We start from the raw sequence: 17,174 nt of genomic DNA, 5'->3' as shown, positions 1-17,174 counted from the left end.
GATTGATCCTCATTATTCTGCGGCCACGCCTTCCATCCGGTCTTCGAGGTCGTCGGACGCGGCCTGCAGGGCTGCGAGCGTTTCCTCGTCCGGACGCCACAGGTTGCGCTCGCACGCTTCCAGAAGGCGTCCCGCGACACGGGCGGATGACTTGGGATTAAGCTCGGAAAGGCGGCGGCGCATCGCCTCGTCGAGCACGAAAGTTTCGCTGATCTGCTGGTACACCCAGGGTGCCACGTCGCCCGTCGTGGCAGACCAGCCCATGGTGTTGGTGACGTGTCCCTCGATATGGCGCACACCCTCGTAGCCATGCTTCAGCATGCCCTCGAACCACTTGGGGTTCAGCGTGCGCGTGCGGGTTTCCAGGGCGATCTGTTCTGCCAGCGTGCGCACCTTTGTCGCGCCCTGCGTGGCGTCGAGTATGTAGACAGGAGCATCCTTACCGCGCGCCCTGGCGATGGACCGGCTGATACCGCCAAGCCCGTCGACATACTGGTCGAGATCGGTAATCCCGACCTCCACGCTTTCCAGGTTCTGGTAGGTGAACTCGACATCGGCCAGCGCGCTGCGCAGCAGGTCGCGCTGCTGCACCGGCATTCCGTTCACGCCGTAGGCATAGCCCTTGTGCGTTTCGAACGCGTCGGCCAGCTCGTCGGGATCGGCCCAGGCCCCGCCTTCGATCATCAGGTTGACATTGGCACCATAGGCGCCCTCGTTGTTGGAGAAGACCCGCAGGGCAGCGGTTTCCAGATCGCAGCCGTGGGCGGCCTGGTGGGCCAGCGTGTGCTTGCGCACGAAATTCATTGCCGCCGGTTCGTCCGCCTGGCTCGCCAGCAGCGCGGCCTCTGCCAGCATCCGGGTCTGCAACGGCAGCAGGTCGCGGAAGATGCCCGAAAGCGTCATCACCACGTCCACACGGGGGCGGCCCAGTTCTTCCAGCGGGATCAGCTCTGCACCCGACAACCGCCCATAGCTGTCCAGACGCGGGCGTGCGCCAATCAGGGTAAGAGCCTGCGCGATCTGCACGCCCTCGCTTTTCATGTTGTCCGTGCCCCACAGCACCATCGCCAGGCTTTCGGGGAAGTCCGCACCGCTGGCAGTATGGCGTGCAATGACACCCTCTGCCTGGGCGCGGCCCTGTTCGCAGGCGAAACGGCTGGGAATACGGAAGGGATCGAAGCCGTGGATGTTGCGACCGGTGGGCAGCACTTCCGGATTGGCGAGCAGGTCACCGCCGGGGGCTGGGCGAATGTAACCACCATCCAGCGCATGGACCAGCGCGGTCAGTTCGTCGCAGCTATCCAGCGCGGCGGCAAAATCCTCGGGCACGGCGTCGGGGTTGGCCTCGGCAAAGGCGGCCAGCAGGTCCACGCGTTCCTCGCCCGCCGGGGTCTGACCCAGCACGTGGAGACCGTGCGGGATCAGCGTGCGTTCGAGCTCGTACAGGTCTTCTGCCAGCGTCTCGATATTACCGCACGGAATGTCGAGAGCGTCGCATTGTTCGGCGATCATGGCTTCCAGCGCGTCCCGCTCGGCACCCGGCTCGGCAGGGCGCCAGCGCTCTACGCTGGTTTTCAGTTCCGCCAGCCCCTTGTACAGTCCGGCCTGCGCCAGCGATGGCGTGAGGTAGCTGACGAGGGTCGCGGCAGAACGGCGCTTGGCAATGATGCCTTCTGAAGGATTGTTTGAGGCGTAGAGGTAGTAGTTCGGCAGGTCGCCCAGCAATCGTTCCGGCCAGCAATCGCCGGACAGGCCGGTCTGCTTGCCGGGCATGAATTCCAGCGCGCCGTGGGTGCCGAAATGCAGGACCGAGTGGGCGCCCAAATCTTCGCGGATCCAGCGGTAGAAGGCGCTGAACGCATGGGTCGGGGCAAAGTCGCCGTCGAACAGCAGGCGCATCGGATCGCCCTCGTAACCGAAGGCGGGCTGGATCCCGACAAAGACATTGCCGAACTGCGCGCCCAGCACGTGGATGTGCGAACCGTCGCTCTGCTGCCTGCCGGGCGCCGGGCCCCACTGCGCCTCTATTTGCGCCAGATGCGGCTCACGCCGTACGTGGTCGTCTGCCGGAATGCGCGCGGCGACATTGGCATCGGCACCGAAGCGGGCGGCATTGCCCTGCAACACTGCTTCTCGCAGCGCATCGACGCTTTCGGGCACTTCCAGCGAATAGCCTTCGTCAGCCAGACGCAGAAGCGTGGCGTGGAGCGATTCCCATACGGCAAGGTGCGCCGCGGTGCCGGTGGCCCCGGCATTGGGCGGGAAGTTGAAAAGGGCGACGGCCAGCTTGCGATCCGCCCGGGCCGAGCGTCGCAGGGCGATCAGTCGCACGACCTTGTCGGCCAGCGCCTGTGCGCGTTCGGGGTCGCTCTGCATGGCCCGCACGCGGCCTTCGCCCTTGTCGCTGCGCCCGCCGAACACGCTGGGCGCGATGCCGCCGTCAAGTTCGGGAAGGGCGACCATCATCGTGGCTTCCAGCGGCAACAGTCCCTGCCGCCGCTCGCGCCATTCTTCCAGGGTCTGGAACTCGATGGCATGCGCGGCGAGATAGGGCACGTCGAGAGCGGCCAGAGTATCGGCGGCCGCATCGCTGTCGCTGTATGCCGGGCCGCCGATCAGCGAAAAACCGGTGAGATTGACCACGGCATCGACGACGGGCTTGCCATCGCGCACGAAGAACTTGTCGATCGCCGGGCGCGCGTCCAGGCCGCTGGCGAACACCGGCACCACGCGCAGGCCCGCTGCCTCCATGGCTGCGATCACGCCGTCATAATGCCCTGCGTCATGGCCCAGCAGGTAGGATCGCATCAGCAGCAGCCCCACGGTGCCGTTCTCGCCTTTCCGGCGAGGGAGCAGGCGCAGGCTTTCGGAAATCTTCTGTTCGGTGCCCGGGTGATAGACCCCGACTTCGGGATATTCGCGCGGCGGATCGAACGCGGTCATGCCCCGGCGGGTGAGCCGTTCGCCTGCAGCATACCGGTCAACCAGCGCGCGGACCATCGCCACCACATTCGCTTCCGATCCCGCCAGCCAGTATTGCAGGGTGAGGAAATAGGCGCGCACATCCTGCGCGGTGCCGGGAATGAAGCGCAGGATCTTGGGCAGACGGCGCAGCATTTTCATCTGTCCGGCACCCGAACTCGCGCCGTTCTTGCGCGACCCGCGCATCTTTTTCAGCAACGCCAGCGGACCCTTGGCAGGCGTGTCCATCCGGTAGTTGCCCAGCCGGGTCAGCTTCACGACCTCGCCCGCGGACATGAGGCCGAGCATCGCGTCGCACTGCTCGCGGCGTTCTTCCAGCGCGGGCATGATGGCGCGCACGTGATCGTCGAGGAACAGCATCGTGGCGATGACGATGTCGGCCCTGGCCACGTCGTCCTTCGCGCGGTCGAGCGAGGCGGGATCGCGGTCCCAGTCAGCGGCGGCGTGCAGGGACAGGTGGATGTTATCCATCGCCAGATGATCGCCCGCCCGCTCCGCTGCACCTTTCAGGTGCTTGTCCAGCGTCACGATGGCGACGCGGACGTGGGGGCGGCCACTACCGGGCATAATGCGCTTTCGCATCGTACAGGGTGGCAATGTCGATGGCCGCGCGGCCCTGGTCGGCGGCGAAGGTTTCGGTATTACGGCGGGCCTTGCCGCGCACGAAGAAGGGGATCTTCTTCAGTTCCCGTTCGGCCTCTTCGGTCCAGAGCGTGTCGATGGTGTCGCCTGCCAACGCCTGTTGCGGCGCGGCGGCTTTCGGCGCCCCGGCGTGAAGGTGGGATGCGCCCGCATCGTCGGAGAATTCGAAATCCTCGCGGAACATCGTCAGCAGGTGTTCCTCCAGCCCCATGACCAGCGGATGCACCCAGCTGTCGAAGATCACGTTCGCGCCTTCGAAGCCCATCTGCGGGCTGTGGCGGGCGGGGAAATCCTGGACGTGGACGGGCGAGGAAATCACCGCGCACGGCAGGCGCAGCCGCTTGGCGATATGCCGTTCCATCTGCGTGCCGAGCACCAGTTCGGGAGAGGCTGCCGCGATGGCGTCCTCCACCGCCAGGTGATCGTCGGTTATCAGCGGTTCGACGCCGTAAAGGGCGGCAGCCTCGCGCAGTTCGCGCGCGAATTCGCGGTTATAGCAGCCAAGGCCGCAGACGACGAAGCCAAGCTCGTCCTGCGCGATCCGGGCGGCGGCGATGGCATGTGTCGCGTCACCGAAGATGAAGACCCGCTTGCCGGTAAGATAGGTCGAATCGACCGAACGGCTCCACCACGGCAGGCGCGAGCCGTCGCCATCCAGCGCCGGGGCGGGATCGACGCCCGCCAGCGCTGCCACTTCGCGCACGAACGCGCGCGTCGCGCCCACGCCGATGGGCACGGTGCGAATAGTGGGCTGGCCGAAGGTCTTTTCCAGCCAGCGTGCCGCTTCCATCCCAGTTTCAGGATAGAGAACCACGTTGAAATCGGCCGCGCCCAGGCGGGCAATGTCGGCAGGCGAGGCACCCAGCGGGGCGACGCAATTCACGTCGATCCCCAGCGCATCCAGTATCCGGCGCACCTCGATCACGTCGTCGCGGTGGCGAAAGCCGAGGGCGGTGGGGCCAAGGATGTTGGCCAGCTTGCGCCCTTCGCCGCGAGGGCGGATCGACTGGTCCGCCAGGTGCCGCACGACCTGGTAAAAAGTCTCCGCAGCGCCCCAGTTCTCCTTGCGCTGGTAGCTGGGCAGCTCCAGCGGGATGACGGGGCAGGGCAGGTTCATCGCATCGCACAGGCCAGCCGGGTCGTCCTGGATCAGCTCCGCCGTGCAGCTTGCGCCCACCATCACTGCCTGCGGCTTGAACCGCTCGATCGCATCGCGCGCAGCGTCCTGGAAAAGCTGGGCGGTATCCTTGCCCAGGTCACGCGCCTGGAAAGTGGTATAGGTAACGGGCGGGCGCTTGCCGCGCCGTTCGATCATGGTGAACAGCAGGTCCGCATAGGTATCACCCTGGGGGGCGTGGAGGACGTAGTGCATCCCCTCCATCGCGGTGGCGACGCGCATGGCCCCGACGTGGGGAGGTCCTTCGTAGGTCCAGACGGCCAGCTGCATCGCCCTATACCCTCAGCACGTCGCGCCGCCGCAGCGGGCGGGCGAAGAGTTCGGCCAGGTCGCCTGCCTGCTCGAAACCGTGGATGGGGGAGAACACCAGTTCAATCGCCCACTTGGTGCTCAGGCCCTCGCTCTCCAGCGGGTTGGCAAGGCCGAGGCCGCAGACGGTCAGATCGGGCCGGTCGGCGCGTACTCGGTCCAGCTGGCGGTCGACATGCTGGCCTTCCGAGATGCGCGTCTCTGCCGGCAGCAATGCCAGTTCGCGGCCGACCAGGCGGCGATTGAGATAGGGGGTGCCGACTTCGACGGGCACCATGCCGAGTTCCGTGGCCAGGAACCGCGCAAGCGGCACCTCGAGCTGCGAATCCGGCAGGAAGGTGATGCGCTTTCCTTCCAGCTTCTCGCGGCTGTGAGCGATCGCGCGCTTGGCCCGCTCACGGCCCGGAGCGATGACGCGGTTAAAGTGCATGTCGTCTACGCCGAAGGCATGCGCCGCAGCACGCAGCCAGTCTGTCGTGCCTTCCGCGCCGAAGGGCAACAGGGCTTCCAGATGCCTTGCGCCGCGATTTTCCAGCGCCATGGCGGTTTCGGTCAGGAAGGGCTGGGCGATCAGGAACAGCGTATCGGGGCCGACGGGCGGCAGGTCGCACGCGCGGCGGGCAGGCAGCACACCGACACGCTCGACGCCCAGCTCTGCGAACAGGCGCATAAACTGGTCTTCGACGATATCGGGCAGGGCGCCCACCACCAGCAGCTCTGTCGGCGATCCGGCTGGCAGTGCGGACATTTCCGGCACCAGTGCGGCAAGGCAGGCGTCCTCGCCTTCCGTGAAGGTCGTCTCTATGCCGCTGCCCGAATAATTGAGAATGCGGACCTGCGGCGCATATTGCGTGCCCAGCCGCTGCGCCGCCTTGGCCAGGTCCAGCTTGATAACTTCGGAAGGGCAGGAGCCGACGAGGAACAGCGTGCGAATTTCCGGGCGACGTTCCAGCAGGCGGGTGACGACCCGGTCCAATTCGTCGTGGCAATCGGCCATGCCTGCCAGGTCGCGTTCCTCGATGATGGCGGTGGCAAAGCGCGGCTCCGCAAAGATCATCACGCCCGCGGCGGATTGCAGCAGATGGGCGCAGGTGCGCGAACCCACGACGAGGAAGAAGGCGTCCTGCATCTTGCGATGCAGCCAAACGATCCCGGTCAATCCGCAGAATACCTCGCGCTGACCCCGTTCGCGCAGCACCGGCGCACAATCGGCACCGCCTGCGGGAGCGTGGGCAACGCCGCCGCTCATCCTGCGGCCGCCATCGTCTGAGCGGTCTGCAACCGCGCGGCGCGCAGCTTCAGCAGGAATTGCCCGGCGTTGATGACGTATGCGGCGTATGCGGCGAGAGCCACCATCATGCGCTGCTCGACCGTTCCGAAAGCGCCAAGCAGCATCACCAGGTAAGCGGTGTGCAGCGCCAGCACGAGCATGGAAAACACGTCTTCCCAAAAGAAGGGGCGGGCAAACAGCCAGCGACCGAAGACGACCTTTTCCCAGATGGAGCCGGTTACCATGATGGCGTAGAGCGCAGCGGTCTTGGCGACGATGGATATGTCCGCCGCCCATTCCCCCGTGCCCGTCGCCAGATAGCGCAGGACAAGGGCGAGGCTGCACAGGAAGATCAGAAACTGGATGGGGGCAAGCACGCCCTGAACGATGGTCCACGGGGAATTGTCCCGGCGCCGGCGCTCTTCCGGAGTGTAGAGCGCCCCGCCTGTACCGTCACCACTGCGACTGTGAGTCGCGGTGTGCATTATGGCATCATTTCCCGTCATACCAGGCGTAACCTCCGCTGGTTAGACAAGCAACCTACGACTCTATTCCCCAAAGTGTCAATCTATCTTGACGACAATATAAGTTGACATAAGGGCGTTTGCACGCCGACAAGATGAGGCGTAGGGTCCAATCTCCGGCACGATTCGTCACGTCAGAGGTCGAACGGTCGGAATGACGCAATTCGCGCCGCACGAGACCGGGAGAGGTCCATGGCTTCAGCGTACAGGACAGGGGCAGCACCAAGCCGGAAGGCAGTTGCAGGAACGCTTGGTCACGATGACCAGATCCGATCGGATACCAATAGCGACAACGACGATCCCGACACTTGTCTCGACGTCGACAAGCTGATTGCCGGCACGATCATTCCGCATCTTCTGCTAATTCGCCCCACTGCGCCCGGAGAGCGACCGGCTATAGAGAATGGCACAATCCATCCTGACGAAGCGCTGGAATTCGCCACCCTTGCCCTGACCCTGGAGGCGGGCGACCTGTTCGACCGTGTCGAGGCCTACCTCGATCGCGGCGTCAGCGCCGAGACCATCTTTCTCGATTTGCTGGCACCAGCGGCACGCCGGTTGGGCGTGATGTGGCAGGAAGATACCTGCGACTTCGTGGACGTGACGATGGGCCTTTGGCGCCTGCAGGAAATCCTGCGCACCGTGGCTGAGAACTCGCCGGCAATAATGGAAGGCGCGATCGCCCCGCGTTCGATCATGCTGTCTCCCATGCCCGGCGAACAGCACTCTTTCGGCACGCTCATGGTGGAAGAGGTCTTTGCCCGTGCTGGCTGGACCAGCGAGGTTCTGCTTGAGCCCAGGCGGCTCGAATTGCTCGCCCTGGTCAAGGATCGTTCCTTCGATATCGTTGGATTGACGCTTAGCGGCGATTGTCCTAGCGACGCGCTTTCTGAATTCATCAACTGTCTGCGAAGCGTCTCAAAGAATCCGGATTTGATCGTCATGATCGGTGGAAGGCTCGTTAATTCCGATCCTTCCATGGTCGATAGAGCCGGGGCCGACGGTACTGCCGTCGACGCCAGTTCGGCGCTTCGCCTGGCGGAGCAACTGGTGGCGAGAGTGAGGCCCTTGGCAACAGCAAGCAACTAGGCTGGCGAACAATGCTTTCGCGAAAGTACAGCATCGAAAAGCGACCGACTTTCGGTGACGTCTCTGCGTTCGAAGGGCTTGCCCCCGAAGCTGTGATGCAGCTGGCGATGGCGGGCGGCGACATCACCCTGGTGCTGGACGACAAGGGGCGGATCCTCGATGCCTCTGCCAACGGAAATGAATTTCCCGTGTTCGAACAATGGATTGGCCAGGAATGGTTCGACACGGTCACCGTGGAGAGCCAGACCAAGCTGATGGAAATGCTGGCCAGCGCCCGCAAGGGCCAGGTCCAGCACTGGCGGCATGTCAACCACATCGGCGATGAAGGCGATCTTCCGGTCGCCTACGTCGTCATCAACACTGGCGACAATGGCAGGCTGATCGCGATCGGTCGCAGCATGCGCGAAGAGGCGGCCCTGCAACAGCGGCTGCTGCAGGCGCAGCAGGCGCTGGAGCGTGATTACATGCGCCTGCGGCAAAATCAGGCGCGCTATCGCCTGCTGCTGGAAAAGAGCCCGGAAGCGGTGCTGGTGGTGGAGCACGAGAATTACCGCATCCGGGAAGCAAATCCTGCCGCGCACCGGCTTTTGGGCGAAAAAAAGGGCAGCCTTGTCGGCAGCAAGCTGCTGCCGCTGTTCGCCGCGGGAGAGCGGGAGTCGCTGATCGAACTGATGGGCTCGGCCATGGCGTCCGACACGGTGTCGCCGCGCGTGGCGCGGTTGCGCGAGGGCGAAACGGAAATCTCCGTGACCGCCAGCGGCTTTCGCCAGCAGGGCGCGCGCTGGTTGCTGTTGCACCTGGCACCTACCCAAAGCGATCCCGTCGCCGTCGATGGACCGATCAGCGACGTGGTAGCGGCCATGCCCGATGCCTTCGTCCTCACCGATGACGACATGCGTATCGTGGCAGGCAATGTCGCCTTTGCAGAGCTGATCGGGGCTGCCAGCATCGACCAGGTGCGGGGCAAGTCGATTGGCGACTTTGTCGGCCGGCCCGGCATCGATCTCGAACTTATCCGTGGTCAGCTTGGCAAGAGCGGGTTTGCCAGCAACGTGATGACCGTGGTTGGTGAACAGGAAGACGGCGGAGGTGAACCCGTTGAACTGTCTGCCGTGCAGACGGAGGGCGGAAATCCGCACGTCGGGTTCGTCCTGCGTCCGGTCGGACGGCGTTTGCGCGACCTGCCGCCGACCGCCCATGACCTGCCGCGCTCTGTCGAACAGTTGACAGAACTTGTCGGGCGGATGTCGCTGAAAGACATCGTTCGGGAGAGCACGGATCTGATCGAGCGACTGTGCATCGAAGCGGCCCTGACCTACACTTCCGACAACCGCGCCTCGGCGGCGGAAATCCTCGGCCTCAGTCGGCAAAGTCTCTATTCGAAGCTCAATCGATACGGTTTTGCCAATTCCGTCGCAAAACCAGACTGATCTGCCTTACACTTAAGGTGTCAAAAGAAATTGACGTTGCCGTCTGGCGAGCTTAGCCTCGTGCCATGGCTCGTTCGGTTTCTACCATCCCTTCGGCGCCGCTTCTGGCGGCAAGGGATGTCATCGAACTCCTTAAACCCATCACTTGGTTCCCACCCATGTGGGCGTTCATGTGCGGCGTTGTCTCGTCCGGGGTTTCGATCGATGGTCGCTGGGCTTTCCTCATTGCAGGAATAGTGCTGACCGGGCCGCTGGTGTGCGGCAACAGCCAGGCCATCAACGACTGGTTCGACCGGCATGTCGATGCCATCAACCAGCCCGATCGGCCGATACCTTCGGGCCGCATTGCCGGGAACTGGGGCCTCAGGATCGCCGTGGTCGGCAGCTTGCTGTCGCTGGCTGTCGCCTGGCTGATAGGGCCGTGGGTGTTTGCCGCCACGATCCTGGGCGTGGCCTGCGCCTGGGCGTACAGCGCGCCGCCATTCCGGTTCAAGACCAGCGGCTGGCTCGGCCCTGCCGTAGTTGCGCTGACTTACGAAGGGCTCACCTGGTTCACCGGGGCCAGCGTCATGGCCGGCACCTTGCCATCGGGCCAGATATTGGCCGTGCTGCTGCTCTACAGCATCGGTGCGTTCGGGATCATGACTCTCAATGATTTCAAGGCCGTAACGGGCGACCGTGCGACCGGTTTGCGCTCGCTGCCGGTCACGCTGGGTATCGGTTACGCCGCCCGGCTGGCCTGCCTGGTGATGGCCGCCGCGCAACTGGTCGTTATCGCGCTGCTATGGCGCTGGGGGATGACCTATTCCTGCGCCGCGGTGACGGCGGTGTTGCTGGCGCAATGCGCGCTGATGCCGCGCCTGTTGTCCGATCCTGTCCGCAATGCGCCCTGGTACGCGGCGCTGGGCGTCACACTTTACGTGCTGGGAATGCTGGCAGCGGCACTCGGACTGGGGGGATACCTGGGATGAATAACGGGCAGGCCGCAACCGGATTTGGCTGGCTGGCGATTGCCAGGCTAGGTGCCGTACAGGCCTCGATCGGTGCTATTGTGATGTTGGCCACCTCCCTGCTCAACCGCCTGATGGTGGTGGAGTACGGACTGGCCGCAGCAGTCCCCGCGGGATTGGTTGCGTGGCACTATGCGGTGCAACTGACGCGCCCGATGTGGGGACAGGGGTCCGACAAAGGCCGCAAGCGGACACCATGGATCCTGTTCGGCATGGCGCTGCTGGGGCTGGGCGCGCTGGTGGCTGTCAATGCCACCATCCTCATGCCGACAGCGGGCGTTGCCGCGATCTTGCTGGCCGTGCTGGCCTTCACAATGATCGGCGGCGGCGTGGGCGCTGCGGGCACGTCCTTGCTGGCCCTGCTTGCTTCGGGCGTAGTCCCGCACCGGCGCGCGGCGGCTGCGGCAACGACGTGGATCATGATGGTGGCAGGGATTGTCCTCTCTGCCGGAGTAGCAGGTTCCATGCTCGATCCCTTCTCCGAAACCCGCCTGGCCCTGGTGTCGAGCGGAGTCGTGGCATGCGCGCTGGTGGTCACTGGCCTGGCAGTATGGCGGCTGGAAGCCAGCGCCTTGCCGGTGGAGGCGTCCGGCCGCGATACGCCGGTTCCCGATTTCCGCGAGGCACTGGACGAAATCCTGCGCGAACAGACCGCTCGGCGGTTCACGCTGTTCATCTTTGTCTCCATGCTCGCCTACTCGATGCAGGATCTTATCCTGGAGCCGTTTGCAGGCCTGGTGTTCGGCATGACGCCGGGCGAGTCCACCCAGCTTTCCGGAATGCAGCACGGCGGCGTGCTGATCGGCATGATCGCCGCGGGCGTGGGCGGCAGTGCCTTCGCGGGCCGGTTGCCCGGTGAATTGCGCAGCTGGACCGCCATCGGCTGCCTTGCCTCGGCGCTCGCGCTCGCAGGATTGGCTATCGGGGCGCAGGTCGGGCCGGGCTGGCCGCTGGAGGCAAATGTCTTCGTGCTCGGGCTGGCCAATGGCGTGTTCGCGGTGTCGGCCATCGGTTCGATGATGGGCCTGGCGGGTGCCGGTGAACGCACGCGCGAGGGTGTTCGCATGGGCGTGTGGGGCGCGGCGCAGGCCATCGCCTTTGGCGCGGGCGGCCTGCTGGGCGCGCTGGGCGTGGATTTCGCTCGTCGCGCGCAGGGCCACGATGCGGAGGCATTCCAGCTGATTTTCGCAATCGAGGGGGGCCTGTTCATCGTGGCGGCGTGGCTGGGCCTGCGGGCTGCATCGCGGCGCAAGCACATTACAGTGGAGGTAGCGGGATCATGACAGAAGAATTCTTCGACGCGGTGGTGGTGGGCGGCGGACCGTCCGGCGCGACGGCGGCCTGCGACCTCGCCAAGGCCGGTCACAAAATCCTGCTGCTGGACAAGGCGGGGCGGATCAAGCCGTGCGGCGGTGCCGTTCCCCCCCGATTGCTGGCCGATTTCGACGTGCCGGAAAGCCTGCTGGTGGCGCGCGCGCGTTCAGCCCGGATGATCGCGCCATCGGATCGCAAGGTGGATATGCCCGTGGGCGTGATCGGTTACGTCGGCATGGTCGACCGGGACGTGTTCGACGAATGGCTGCGCGAGCGAGCGCAGACCGCCGGGGCTGAGCGGCGCACCGGCATTTTCGAGCGGGTGGAGCGCGACGATGGCGCAGGTCCGCTGGTCTGCTACCGCGAAGGGCGCGGCGGAGAACTGCGCAAGGTACGCACCAAGGTGGTGATCGGCGCAGACGGCGCCCGTTCCGCTGTCGCACGGCAGAACATTGCCGGGGCCGAGAACATGAAGTGTGTCTTCGCCTATCACGAGATCATTCGCTCTCCGGCCAGTACGAAGGAAGGCTTTGACGGCGATCGATGCGACGTGTTCTACCAGGGCAAGCTTTCGCCCGATTTCTATGCCTGGATATTCCCCCATGGCGAGACCGCCAGTGTCGGGGTGGGCAGCGCCAACAAGGGTTTTTCCCTGCGCGGCGCGGTGAAGACGATGCGCGGCGACCTGGGGCTGGCAGGCTGCGAGACGGTGCGCACAGAGGGCGCGCCCATTCCGCTACAGCCGCTGAAGCGGTGGGACAATGGCCGCGACGTTATCGTTGCAGGCGATGCCGCTGGCGTGGTGGCTCCCGCATCCGGAGAGGGTATCTACTATGCCATGACCTGCGGTCGGATCGCAGCCATCGCCGCCAACGACTTCATCGTCACCGGCAAGCCCGCCATGCTGCGCCGCGCGCGCCGCGACTTCATGCGATTGCATGGCCGGGTTTTCTGGATCCTGGGGATGATGCAGCGCTTCTGGTATTCCAGCGACAAGCGGCGCGAACGTTTCGTGGAGATGTGCGCCGACCCCGATGTGCAGGAACTGACCTGGCAGGCCTATATGAACAAGCGGCTGGTAAGGGCGAAGCCGATGGCACACGTGCGCATCTTCCTGAAGGATTGCGCCCACCTGCTGGGGCTGCGACCGGTAGCACAATGAGCAGAAGCTGGGTTATGCCGGTGATCGTCGCGGCGCTGGCAGCGCTGGGCATCGCCACGCAGGGGGCCACGATCACCGACCTGGGGCCGTGGTATCAGGGCCTTGAGAAACCGTCGTGGACACCGCCGGGGCCGGTCTTCCCCATTGCCTGGACGGTGATTTTCGCGCTGGCGGCCTGGGCGGCCGTCACCGCGTGGCGGCGCGCGCCGAATGCACGGCAGGCCGACTGGCTGATCGGCATGTTCGCCCTCAACGGGTTCCTGAATATTTTGTGGAGCCTGCTGTTCTTCCGCATGCAGCGCCCCGACTGGGCCTTTGCCGAAGTGCTGCTGCTCTGGCTCTCGATCCTTGCGCTGGTGGTGCAGTGCTGGCGCCAGTCGCGCCTGTCGGGCGTGCTGCTGCTGCCGTACCTGGCCTGGGTCACCGCTGCCGCTGTCCTCAACTGGAGCGTGGTCGAGCTGAACGGCCCGTTTGGCTGATTAGCATGGATGAATTCTTTGCAAGCGGCCACGCGGTAGATGTCGTGCTGGCGGTGGTGGCGCTGGAATTCCTGTGGCTGGCCTTCAGGCACGGCCGCGCCGTGGACGCGGCGCTGATGCTGTTGCCGGCAGCTTTCATCCTGCTGGGACTACGCGCGGCGCTGACAGGCGCGCCATGGTACTGGGTGGCAATTCCGCTGACCCTGGCCTTCCCGGCGCACCTGGCCGACCTTGTCCGCCGGATGCGCCGCTGAAGCTTATCTTTCCGCTCTAGTCGGTGGCCTCGACCCCGTTCTGGGTGTCGTCCGCGGCCGGGCCCATGATCATGTCCATCGCCGCCTGTGAAGGCCGCCAGCCGGATTGCGGGGGAGACTGCAGCGCAGGATAGTCCGCCACCATCTGCACGCCGCCCATGGGCTTGTTCTGCCCCTGGTGGCAGGTGGTGCAATTCACCTTGTAGGGATCGCCCATCGGACCCAGGCGGTTGTCCGGGAAGATGGACTGCAACGGCGTGATGTAGCTGCCGTTGAGGTTGCGAACCATGCGGATGCCATGCCACGCGGTGGCGCGCGGCGGCGTGGAGATGTTCCAGGCCGAGAACGACTGTGAGTTATGGCAGTAGGTGCAATTCACGCCCAGCGAATCCGACATGTGCATCATCAGGGCGTAGCTGGATTCCGTTTCCATCGTGGTGATCGTGTTGGCAGGCGTGGGGTGCATCGTGGTCGATACCACCCGGATATCCTCCGGCTCCACCTCGCCCAGCAGGTAGCGCGCTACGGCATACTGGGGCAGCGACGAATAGGCGGTGTTGCTGACCGGTTCGTTCTGGCCATTGCGGTTGCCCACGATGCCCCGCTGCGGTTCGCCCGGCAGTGTCCAAACCGCTTCGGGAATGTTGTTGCCCCGGTGGCAGGTCCAGCAGGTGACACCCGTGGCACCCACGTGATCGGACCAGTTGTTGTTCGCACTCTGGGTCATCTGGATCATGCTGCGGGCGACGGTCTTGGTGTAGATCTCGTCGGACGCCATGTTGGCCGGGTTGTGGCAGTAGGCGCAGCCCTCCTCGGGCGCGACCCATTCCGTGATCGCCGCCATCAGGTAGTTGAATTCGTCTACCGAGACATTGGAGAGCACCTGGACGTTCTCGTACACCTCGCCTGCGGACTGGCCTCCTGGCGGCGGCAGTTCGTAGGGCGGCGCAGGCACTTCGTCGCGGATCTCGCTGTCGGAGATATAGATCTGGTCCATGCCGGTGCCGCGATAGCCGTTCTGCTGGGAGACCTTGGGGGCCACCTCGCACCCGGCCAGGGTTGCCGATCCCGCGAGAACGGCCAGCGCTGCCAGCGGAAGGCGCCTGCGGGTCAAATTGCCATGAAGGGTCATTCCACAATACTCCCCAACCCGGCAGGATCAGCAATCCCGGAGTCGGGATAGCTGGGCGCATAGCCGTGTTCCTGCGCCCACAGGTACCAGTTGTCGACAACCGTGCCTGTCAGCAGGATGCCGATGCCGCCGGTCAGCGTGGTCAATACCGCGAACCACCAGGCCCAGCGGTGGATCGATTCCATCGTGGCGTTGAAGCCCATCGTCCAGCGCCAGAACAGCGCGGCGCGCTCCGACGCGGTGCCGCGATCGGTGATCTGTTCGATCTCGCGCTCCCCGCCGTAGCGGCCGACCGCAAGGATCGTGGCCCCGTGCATCGCGAAAAGCAGGGTGGAGCCATAGAGGAACGCGATCGAGAGGGCGTGGAACGGATTGTAGAACAGGTTGCCGTACCGGATGGAGAATGCCGCAGTCCAATCCAGGTGCGGGAAGATACCGAAGGGAACGGCTTCCGCCCAGGTGCCCATGAAACCGGGACGGATGACGCCCAGCACCAGGAACAGCCAGATGGCGGCCAGGAATGCCCAGGCAACGTGCGTGCCCATGCCCAGCGCACGGGCGCGGCGATATGTCCGCACCCACCACAGCAAGACGGAGGCTGTCAGCATCATGCCGGCCAGGATCCACCAGCCGCCTTCGGCCAGCGGCACGAAGGGGGTGAAGCCGTATTGCGGGCCCGGAGGTTCCAGCGCCAGCCAGGGCAGCTGGCGAACGAACTGGATCGGGTCCCAGTTGACGGATGCCAGCATGTTCAGGCCGATGATCTCGAACGCCAGAAACCCGCAGAGCAGCGAGGCAACGCCCAGCCAGCCAAGATAGATCGGCCCGATCTGCGCCTGGCCGATGATGCCCGCCCAGTGGTTGAAAGTGGTTCCGCCGCTGCGGTCCTCGTCACCGACGGGAAGGGCAATGCCCATCTCGTGTGCCGAGCGCAGCTGGACCTGGGTGAAAATGTTCTGATAGCGCGCCATCGTGTTATCTCCCCTCAGGACCAGATCGGCAGGTTGAGCCACCAGGTCCACCATTCAGGCCAGCCCTTGGTCCACAGCGGGCCGCTGATGATGATGCAGACCGCGCTCCAGAAGCCGGCGTTGAGCGCCAGCAGCAGGCCCAGGCGGTGAATGCCCAGCGTGCCGATGGAATAGCCAATGAGGTCGCGGAAGAAGGTGTCTTCGTATTCGGGGCTCTTCACATCCTCACCCGGGGCCGGGTTGACCGCCGAAAGGACGAGCGAGCCGTGCAATGCCAGCGCCAGCGCGGTGGTGAAGAAGAAGCTCACCGCCAGCATGTGCGCCGGATTGTAATGGAAATGCAGGTACTGGTATCCTGTGTTGGATACCCAGTCGAGGTGGCTGAAAATGCCGTACGGAAAGCCGAAATGCCACCCTCCCAGAAGGACTGGGCGGATCACCACCAGCGAGACATAGGCGAAGATGGCCACGCCAAAGGCGACGGGCACATGATAGCCCATGCCCAGCTTGCGGCATATTTCCACCTCGCGCAGCGCCCATGCGGTGAAGGAGATTATCGCGCAGACCGTGATGACCTGCCAGAACCCGCCTTCCTTGAGAGGCGCGAAGCCAAGGCCGTGGCTCAGGTCTGGCGGGGCGATGGATATCAGCCAGGGATTCCAGGTGGGCCCCTGCGAAGCCGCATAGAAGATAAGAAGCGTACCGAGTGTGGCGAAGATCGCCGTTACCACTCCGAAGAAGCCGACGTAGAACGGCCCCACCCAGAAGTCGAACAGGTCACCACCGATCAGTGTGCCACCGCGCACGCGATATTTCCGCTCGTAACTCAGGAGCGCCATAGCCTTATCCTCCCCCGCCGCAGGGCGACGGGCCTAAAAAGATGCCAACCGGGGTGAGCCGGCGACGGCCGCAGCCGCCGCCCCTCGCAAATCCGGTGTGCTTAGCCGGTGGTCTCGACGACCATGGCGCCTTGCGCCGAATTGGGGCCGTCGAGCCAGTTGTAGGTGTCGGTGCTGAGCAGGATGAAATGAATCACCAGTGCCAGCACGAAGAGGAAGATGAACAGTGCCACCAACGCCCTTCGCGGATCGAAAATAAGCCAAGTTCTCCACATGGTACTTTTCCTTGTTCTAGTTTGTCCTGGCCGCGCCGCTCTGGCCCTGTGGCCGTTCGGACGCTGCCTGCGAGGTTGGCATCAGAGCCAGGGACGCCACACCCAAACGAGGATGTGTGCCACCACTGCCACCGCGGTGAAGCCGAGGAAGCTGCCCATGAAGAGCTTGTGGAATTCCTTCGCTTCTTCCGGGGTGAGGTATGTCCTCAGCCCGAGGCGATCATCGGGATCACTCATAGCGTTTTCTCCAGTCTTGCTTTGGTTGCGAGGGGCGCACGGCCCCGGCGAGTACCCTCGAGGAGAAATCCGCGAGGA

16 protein-coding genes are annotated in these 17,174 nt (G+C 64.6%); 7 read left to right on the top strand and 9 right to left on the bottom strand.

Going from position 1 to position 17,174, the window contains the following annotated elements:
- Positions 1-12: 12 nt before the first annotated feature.
- From D2V07_RS09685 to bchF, 4 genes are read right to left on the bottom strand one after another with little or no spacing between them, the layout of a single operon-like run.
- Entirely contained in the window at positions 13-3,549 is a 3,537-nt protein-coding gene (locus D2V07_RS09685; protein ID WP_119586802.1) for a magnesium chelatase subunit H, read from the bottom strand.
- Positions 3,539-5,071, bottom strand: coding sequence for a ferredoxin:protochlorophyllide reductase (ATP-dependent) subunit B (gene bchB / locus D2V07_RS09680; protein ID WP_119586801.1), 1,533 nt, complete (start codon positions 5,069-5,071; stop codon positions 3,539-3,541). The genes D2V07_RS09685 and bchB overlap by 11 nt, the downstream gene beginning before the upstream one ends.
- Before the next feature lie 4 nt (positions 5,072-5,075).
- Positions 5,076-6,359: a ferredoxin:protochlorophyllide reductase (ATP-dependent) subunit N gene (locus tag D2V07_RS09675; protein ID WP_119586800.1), complete on the bottom strand. Its 1,284-nt coding sequence runs from the start codon at positions 6,357-6,359 to the stop codon at positions 5,076-5,078.
- The gene (gene bchF, locus D2V07_RS09670) at positions 6,356-6,865 is read right to left on the bottom strand and encodes a 2-vinyl bacteriochlorophyllide hydratase (RefSeq protein ID WP_199698769.1); all 510 of its coding nucleotides are present in this window, start codon (positions 6,863-6,865) and stop codon (positions 6,356-6,358) included. The genes D2V07_RS09675 and bchF overlap by 4 nt, the downstream gene beginning before the upstream one ends.
- Positions 6,866-7,096: 231 nt before the next feature.
- Here bchF and D2V07_RS09665 point away from each other — a divergent pair, with 231 nt between their 5' ends.
- From D2V07_RS09665 to D2V07_RS09635, 7 genes are all read left to right on the top strand, one after another.
- Positions 7,097-7,993 carry a cobalamin B12-binding domain-containing protein gene (locus D2V07_RS09665; protein ID WP_119586798.1) on the top strand — a complete coding sequence of 299 codons (897 nt, stop codon included), beginning with the start codon at positions 7,097-7,099 and terminating at the stop codon, positions 7,991-7,993.
- Between the two features lie 11 nt (positions 7,994-8,004).
- On the top strand, positions 8,005-9,423 hold the full coding sequence (gene ppsR / locus D2V07_RS09660) for a transcriptional regulator PpsR (protein ID WP_119586797.1): 1,419 nt from the start codon (positions 8,005-8,007) through the stop codon (positions 9,421-9,423).
- Positions 9,424-9,488: 65 nt separating this feature from the next.
- A complete protein-coding gene (chlG, locus tag D2V07_RS09655) occupies positions 9,489-10,394 on the top strand; it encodes a chlorophyll synthase ChlG (protein WP_119586796.1) in 906 nt (301 codons plus the stop codon).
- Positions 10,391-11,716: a BCD family MFS transporter gene (locus tag D2V07_RS09650; RefSeq protein WP_119586795.1), complete on the top strand. Its 1,326-nt coding sequence runs from the start codon at positions 10,391-10,393 to the stop codon at positions 11,714-11,716. Before chlG ends, D2V07_RS09650 begins: the two co-directional genes overlap by 4 nt.
- A complete protein-coding gene (locus D2V07_RS09645; protein WP_119586794.1) occupies positions 11,713-12,909 on the top strand; it encodes a geranylgeranyl diphosphate reductase in 1,197 nt (398 codons plus the stop codon). The genes D2V07_RS09650 and D2V07_RS09645 overlap by 4 nt, the downstream gene beginning before the upstream one ends.
- Entirely contained in the window at positions 12,906-13,388 is a 483-nt protein-coding gene (locus tag D2V07_RS09640; protein ID WP_119586793.1) for a TspO/MBR family protein, read from the top strand. Before D2V07_RS09645 ends, D2V07_RS09640 begins: the two co-directional genes overlap by 4 nt.
- Positions 13,389-13,393: 5 nt before the next feature.
- The gene (locus D2V07_RS09635) at positions 13,394-13,642 is read left to right on the top strand and encodes a hypothetical protein (RefSeq protein ID WP_233548337.1); all 249 of its coding nucleotides are present in this window, start codon (positions 13,394-13,396) and stop codon (positions 13,640-13,642) included.
- A 16-nt stretch (positions 13,643-13,658) separates the two neighbouring features.
- Here the strand turns inward: D2V07_RS09635 and pufC are convergent, their stop codons facing one another.
- The 5 genes from pufC to pufB all read right to left on the bottom strand — a co-directional run bounded on the left by pufC (position 13,659) and on the right by pufB (position 17,096).
- On the bottom strand, positions 13,659-14,774 hold the full coding sequence (gene pufC / locus D2V07_RS09630; protein WP_119586792.1) for a photosynthetic reaction center cytochrome PufC: 1,116 nt from the start codon (positions 14,772-14,774) through the stop codon (positions 13,659-13,661).
- Positions 14,771-15,745: a photosynthetic reaction center subunit M gene (pufM, locus tag D2V07_RS09625; protein ID WP_119586791.1), complete on the bottom strand. Its 975-nt coding sequence runs from the start codon at positions 15,743-15,745 to the stop codon at positions 14,771-14,773. The genes pufC and pufM overlap by 4 nt, the downstream gene beginning before the upstream one ends.
- A gap of 14 nt (positions 15,746-15,759) precedes the next feature.
- Positions 15,760-16,584, bottom strand: a complete 825-nt coding sequence (pufL, locus tag D2V07_RS09620; protein ID WP_119586790.1) for a photosynthetic reaction center subunit L — start codon at positions 16,582-16,584, stop codon at positions 15,760-15,762.
- Positions 16,585-16,685: 101 nt separating this feature from the next.
- On the bottom strand, positions 16,686-16,859 hold the full coding sequence (gene pufA, locus D2V07_RS09615; protein WP_119586789.1) for a light-harvesting antenna LH1, alpha subunit: 174 nt from the start codon (positions 16,857-16,859) through the stop codon (positions 16,686-16,688).
- A gap of 81 nt (positions 16,860-16,940) precedes the next feature.
- The gene (gene pufB, locus D2V07_RS09610) at positions 16,941-17,096 is read right to left on the bottom strand and encodes a light-harvesting antenna LH1, beta subunit (RefSeq protein ID WP_119586788.1); all 156 of its coding nucleotides are present in this window, start codon (positions 17,094-17,096) and stop codon (positions 16,941-16,943) included.
- Positions 17,097-17,174 lie beyond the last annotated feature (78 nt).

The organism is Aurantiacibacter zhengii, assembly GCF_003584125.1.
Lineage (GTDB): Bacteria > Pseudomonadota > Alphaproteobacteria > Sphingomonadales > Sphingomonadaceae > Alteraurantiacibacter > Alteraurantiacibacter zhengii.
This window is presented reverse-complemented; position numbering and strand designations above follow the sequence as displayed.

What these genes read in the sequence shown, in the direction of transcription:
- D2V07_RS09675 (WP_119586800.1), bottom strand. Translation starts at nt 6,359, where the DNA reads ATGAGCGGCGGCGTTGCCCACGCTCCCGCAGGCGGTGCCGATTGTGCG.
- D2V07_RS09640 (WP_119586793.1), top strand. Translation starts at nt 12,906, where the DNA reads ATGAGCAGAAGCTGGGTTATGCCGGTGATCGTCGCGGCGCTGGCAGCG.
- bchF (WP_199698769.1), bottom strand. Translation starts at nt 6,865, where the DNA reads ATGCACACCGCGACTCACAGTCGCAGTGGTGACGGTACAGGCGGGGCG.
- bchB (WP_119586801.1), bottom strand. Translation starts at nt 5,071, where the DNA reads ATGCAGCTGGCCGTCTGGACCTACGAAGGACCTCCCCACGTCGGGGCC.
- pufM (WP_119586791.1), bottom strand. Translation starts at nt 15,745, where the DNA reads ATGGCGCGCTATCAGAACATTTTCACCCAGGTCCAGCTGCGCTCGGCA.
- D2V07_RS09665 (WP_119586798.1), top strand. Translation starts at nt 7,097, where the DNA reads ATGGCTTCAGCGTACAGGACAGGGGCAGCACCAAGCCGGAAGGCAGTT.
- D2V07_RS09685 (WP_119586802.1), bottom strand. Translation starts at nt 3,549, where the DNA reads ATGCCCGGTAGTGGCCGCCCCCACGTCCGCGTCGCCATCGTGACGCTG.
- ppsR (WP_119586797.1), top strand. Translation starts at nt 8,005, where the DNA reads ATGCTTTCGCGAAAGTACAGCATCGAAAAGCGACCGACTTTCGGTGAC.
- D2V07_RS09650 (WP_119586795.1), top strand. Translation starts at nt 10,391, where the DNA reads ATGAATAACGGGCAGGCCGCAACCGGATTTGGCTGGCTGGCGATTGCC.
- pufL (WP_119586790.1), bottom strand. Translation starts at nt 16,584, where the DNA reads ATGGCGCTCCTGAGTTACGAGCGGAAATATCGCGTGCGCGGTGGCACA.
- chlG (WP_119586796.1), top strand. Translation starts at nt 9,489, where the DNA reads ATGGCTCGTTCGGTTTCTACCATCCCTTCGGCGCCGCTTCTGGCGGCA.
- pufA (WP_119586789.1), bottom strand. Translation starts at nt 16,859, where the DNA reads ATGTGGAGAACTTGGCTTATTTTCGATCCGCGAAGGGCGTTGGTGGCA.
- D2V07_RS09645 (WP_119586794.1), top strand. Translation starts at nt 11,713, where the DNA reads ATGACAGAAGAATTCTTCGACGCGGTGGTGGTGGGCGGCGGACCGTCC.
- D2V07_RS09635 (WP_233548337.1), top strand. Translation starts at nt 13,394, where the DNA reads ATGGATGAATTCTTTGCAAGCGGCCACGCGGTAGATGTCGTGCTGGCG.
- pufB (WP_119586788.1), bottom strand. Translation starts at nt 17,096, where the DNA reads ATGAGTGATCCCGATGATCGCCTCGGGCTGAGGACATACCTCACCCCG.
- pufC (WP_119586792.1), bottom strand. Translation starts at nt 14,774, where the DNA reads ATGACCCTTCATGGCAATTTGACCCGCAGGCGCCTTCCGCTGGCAGCG.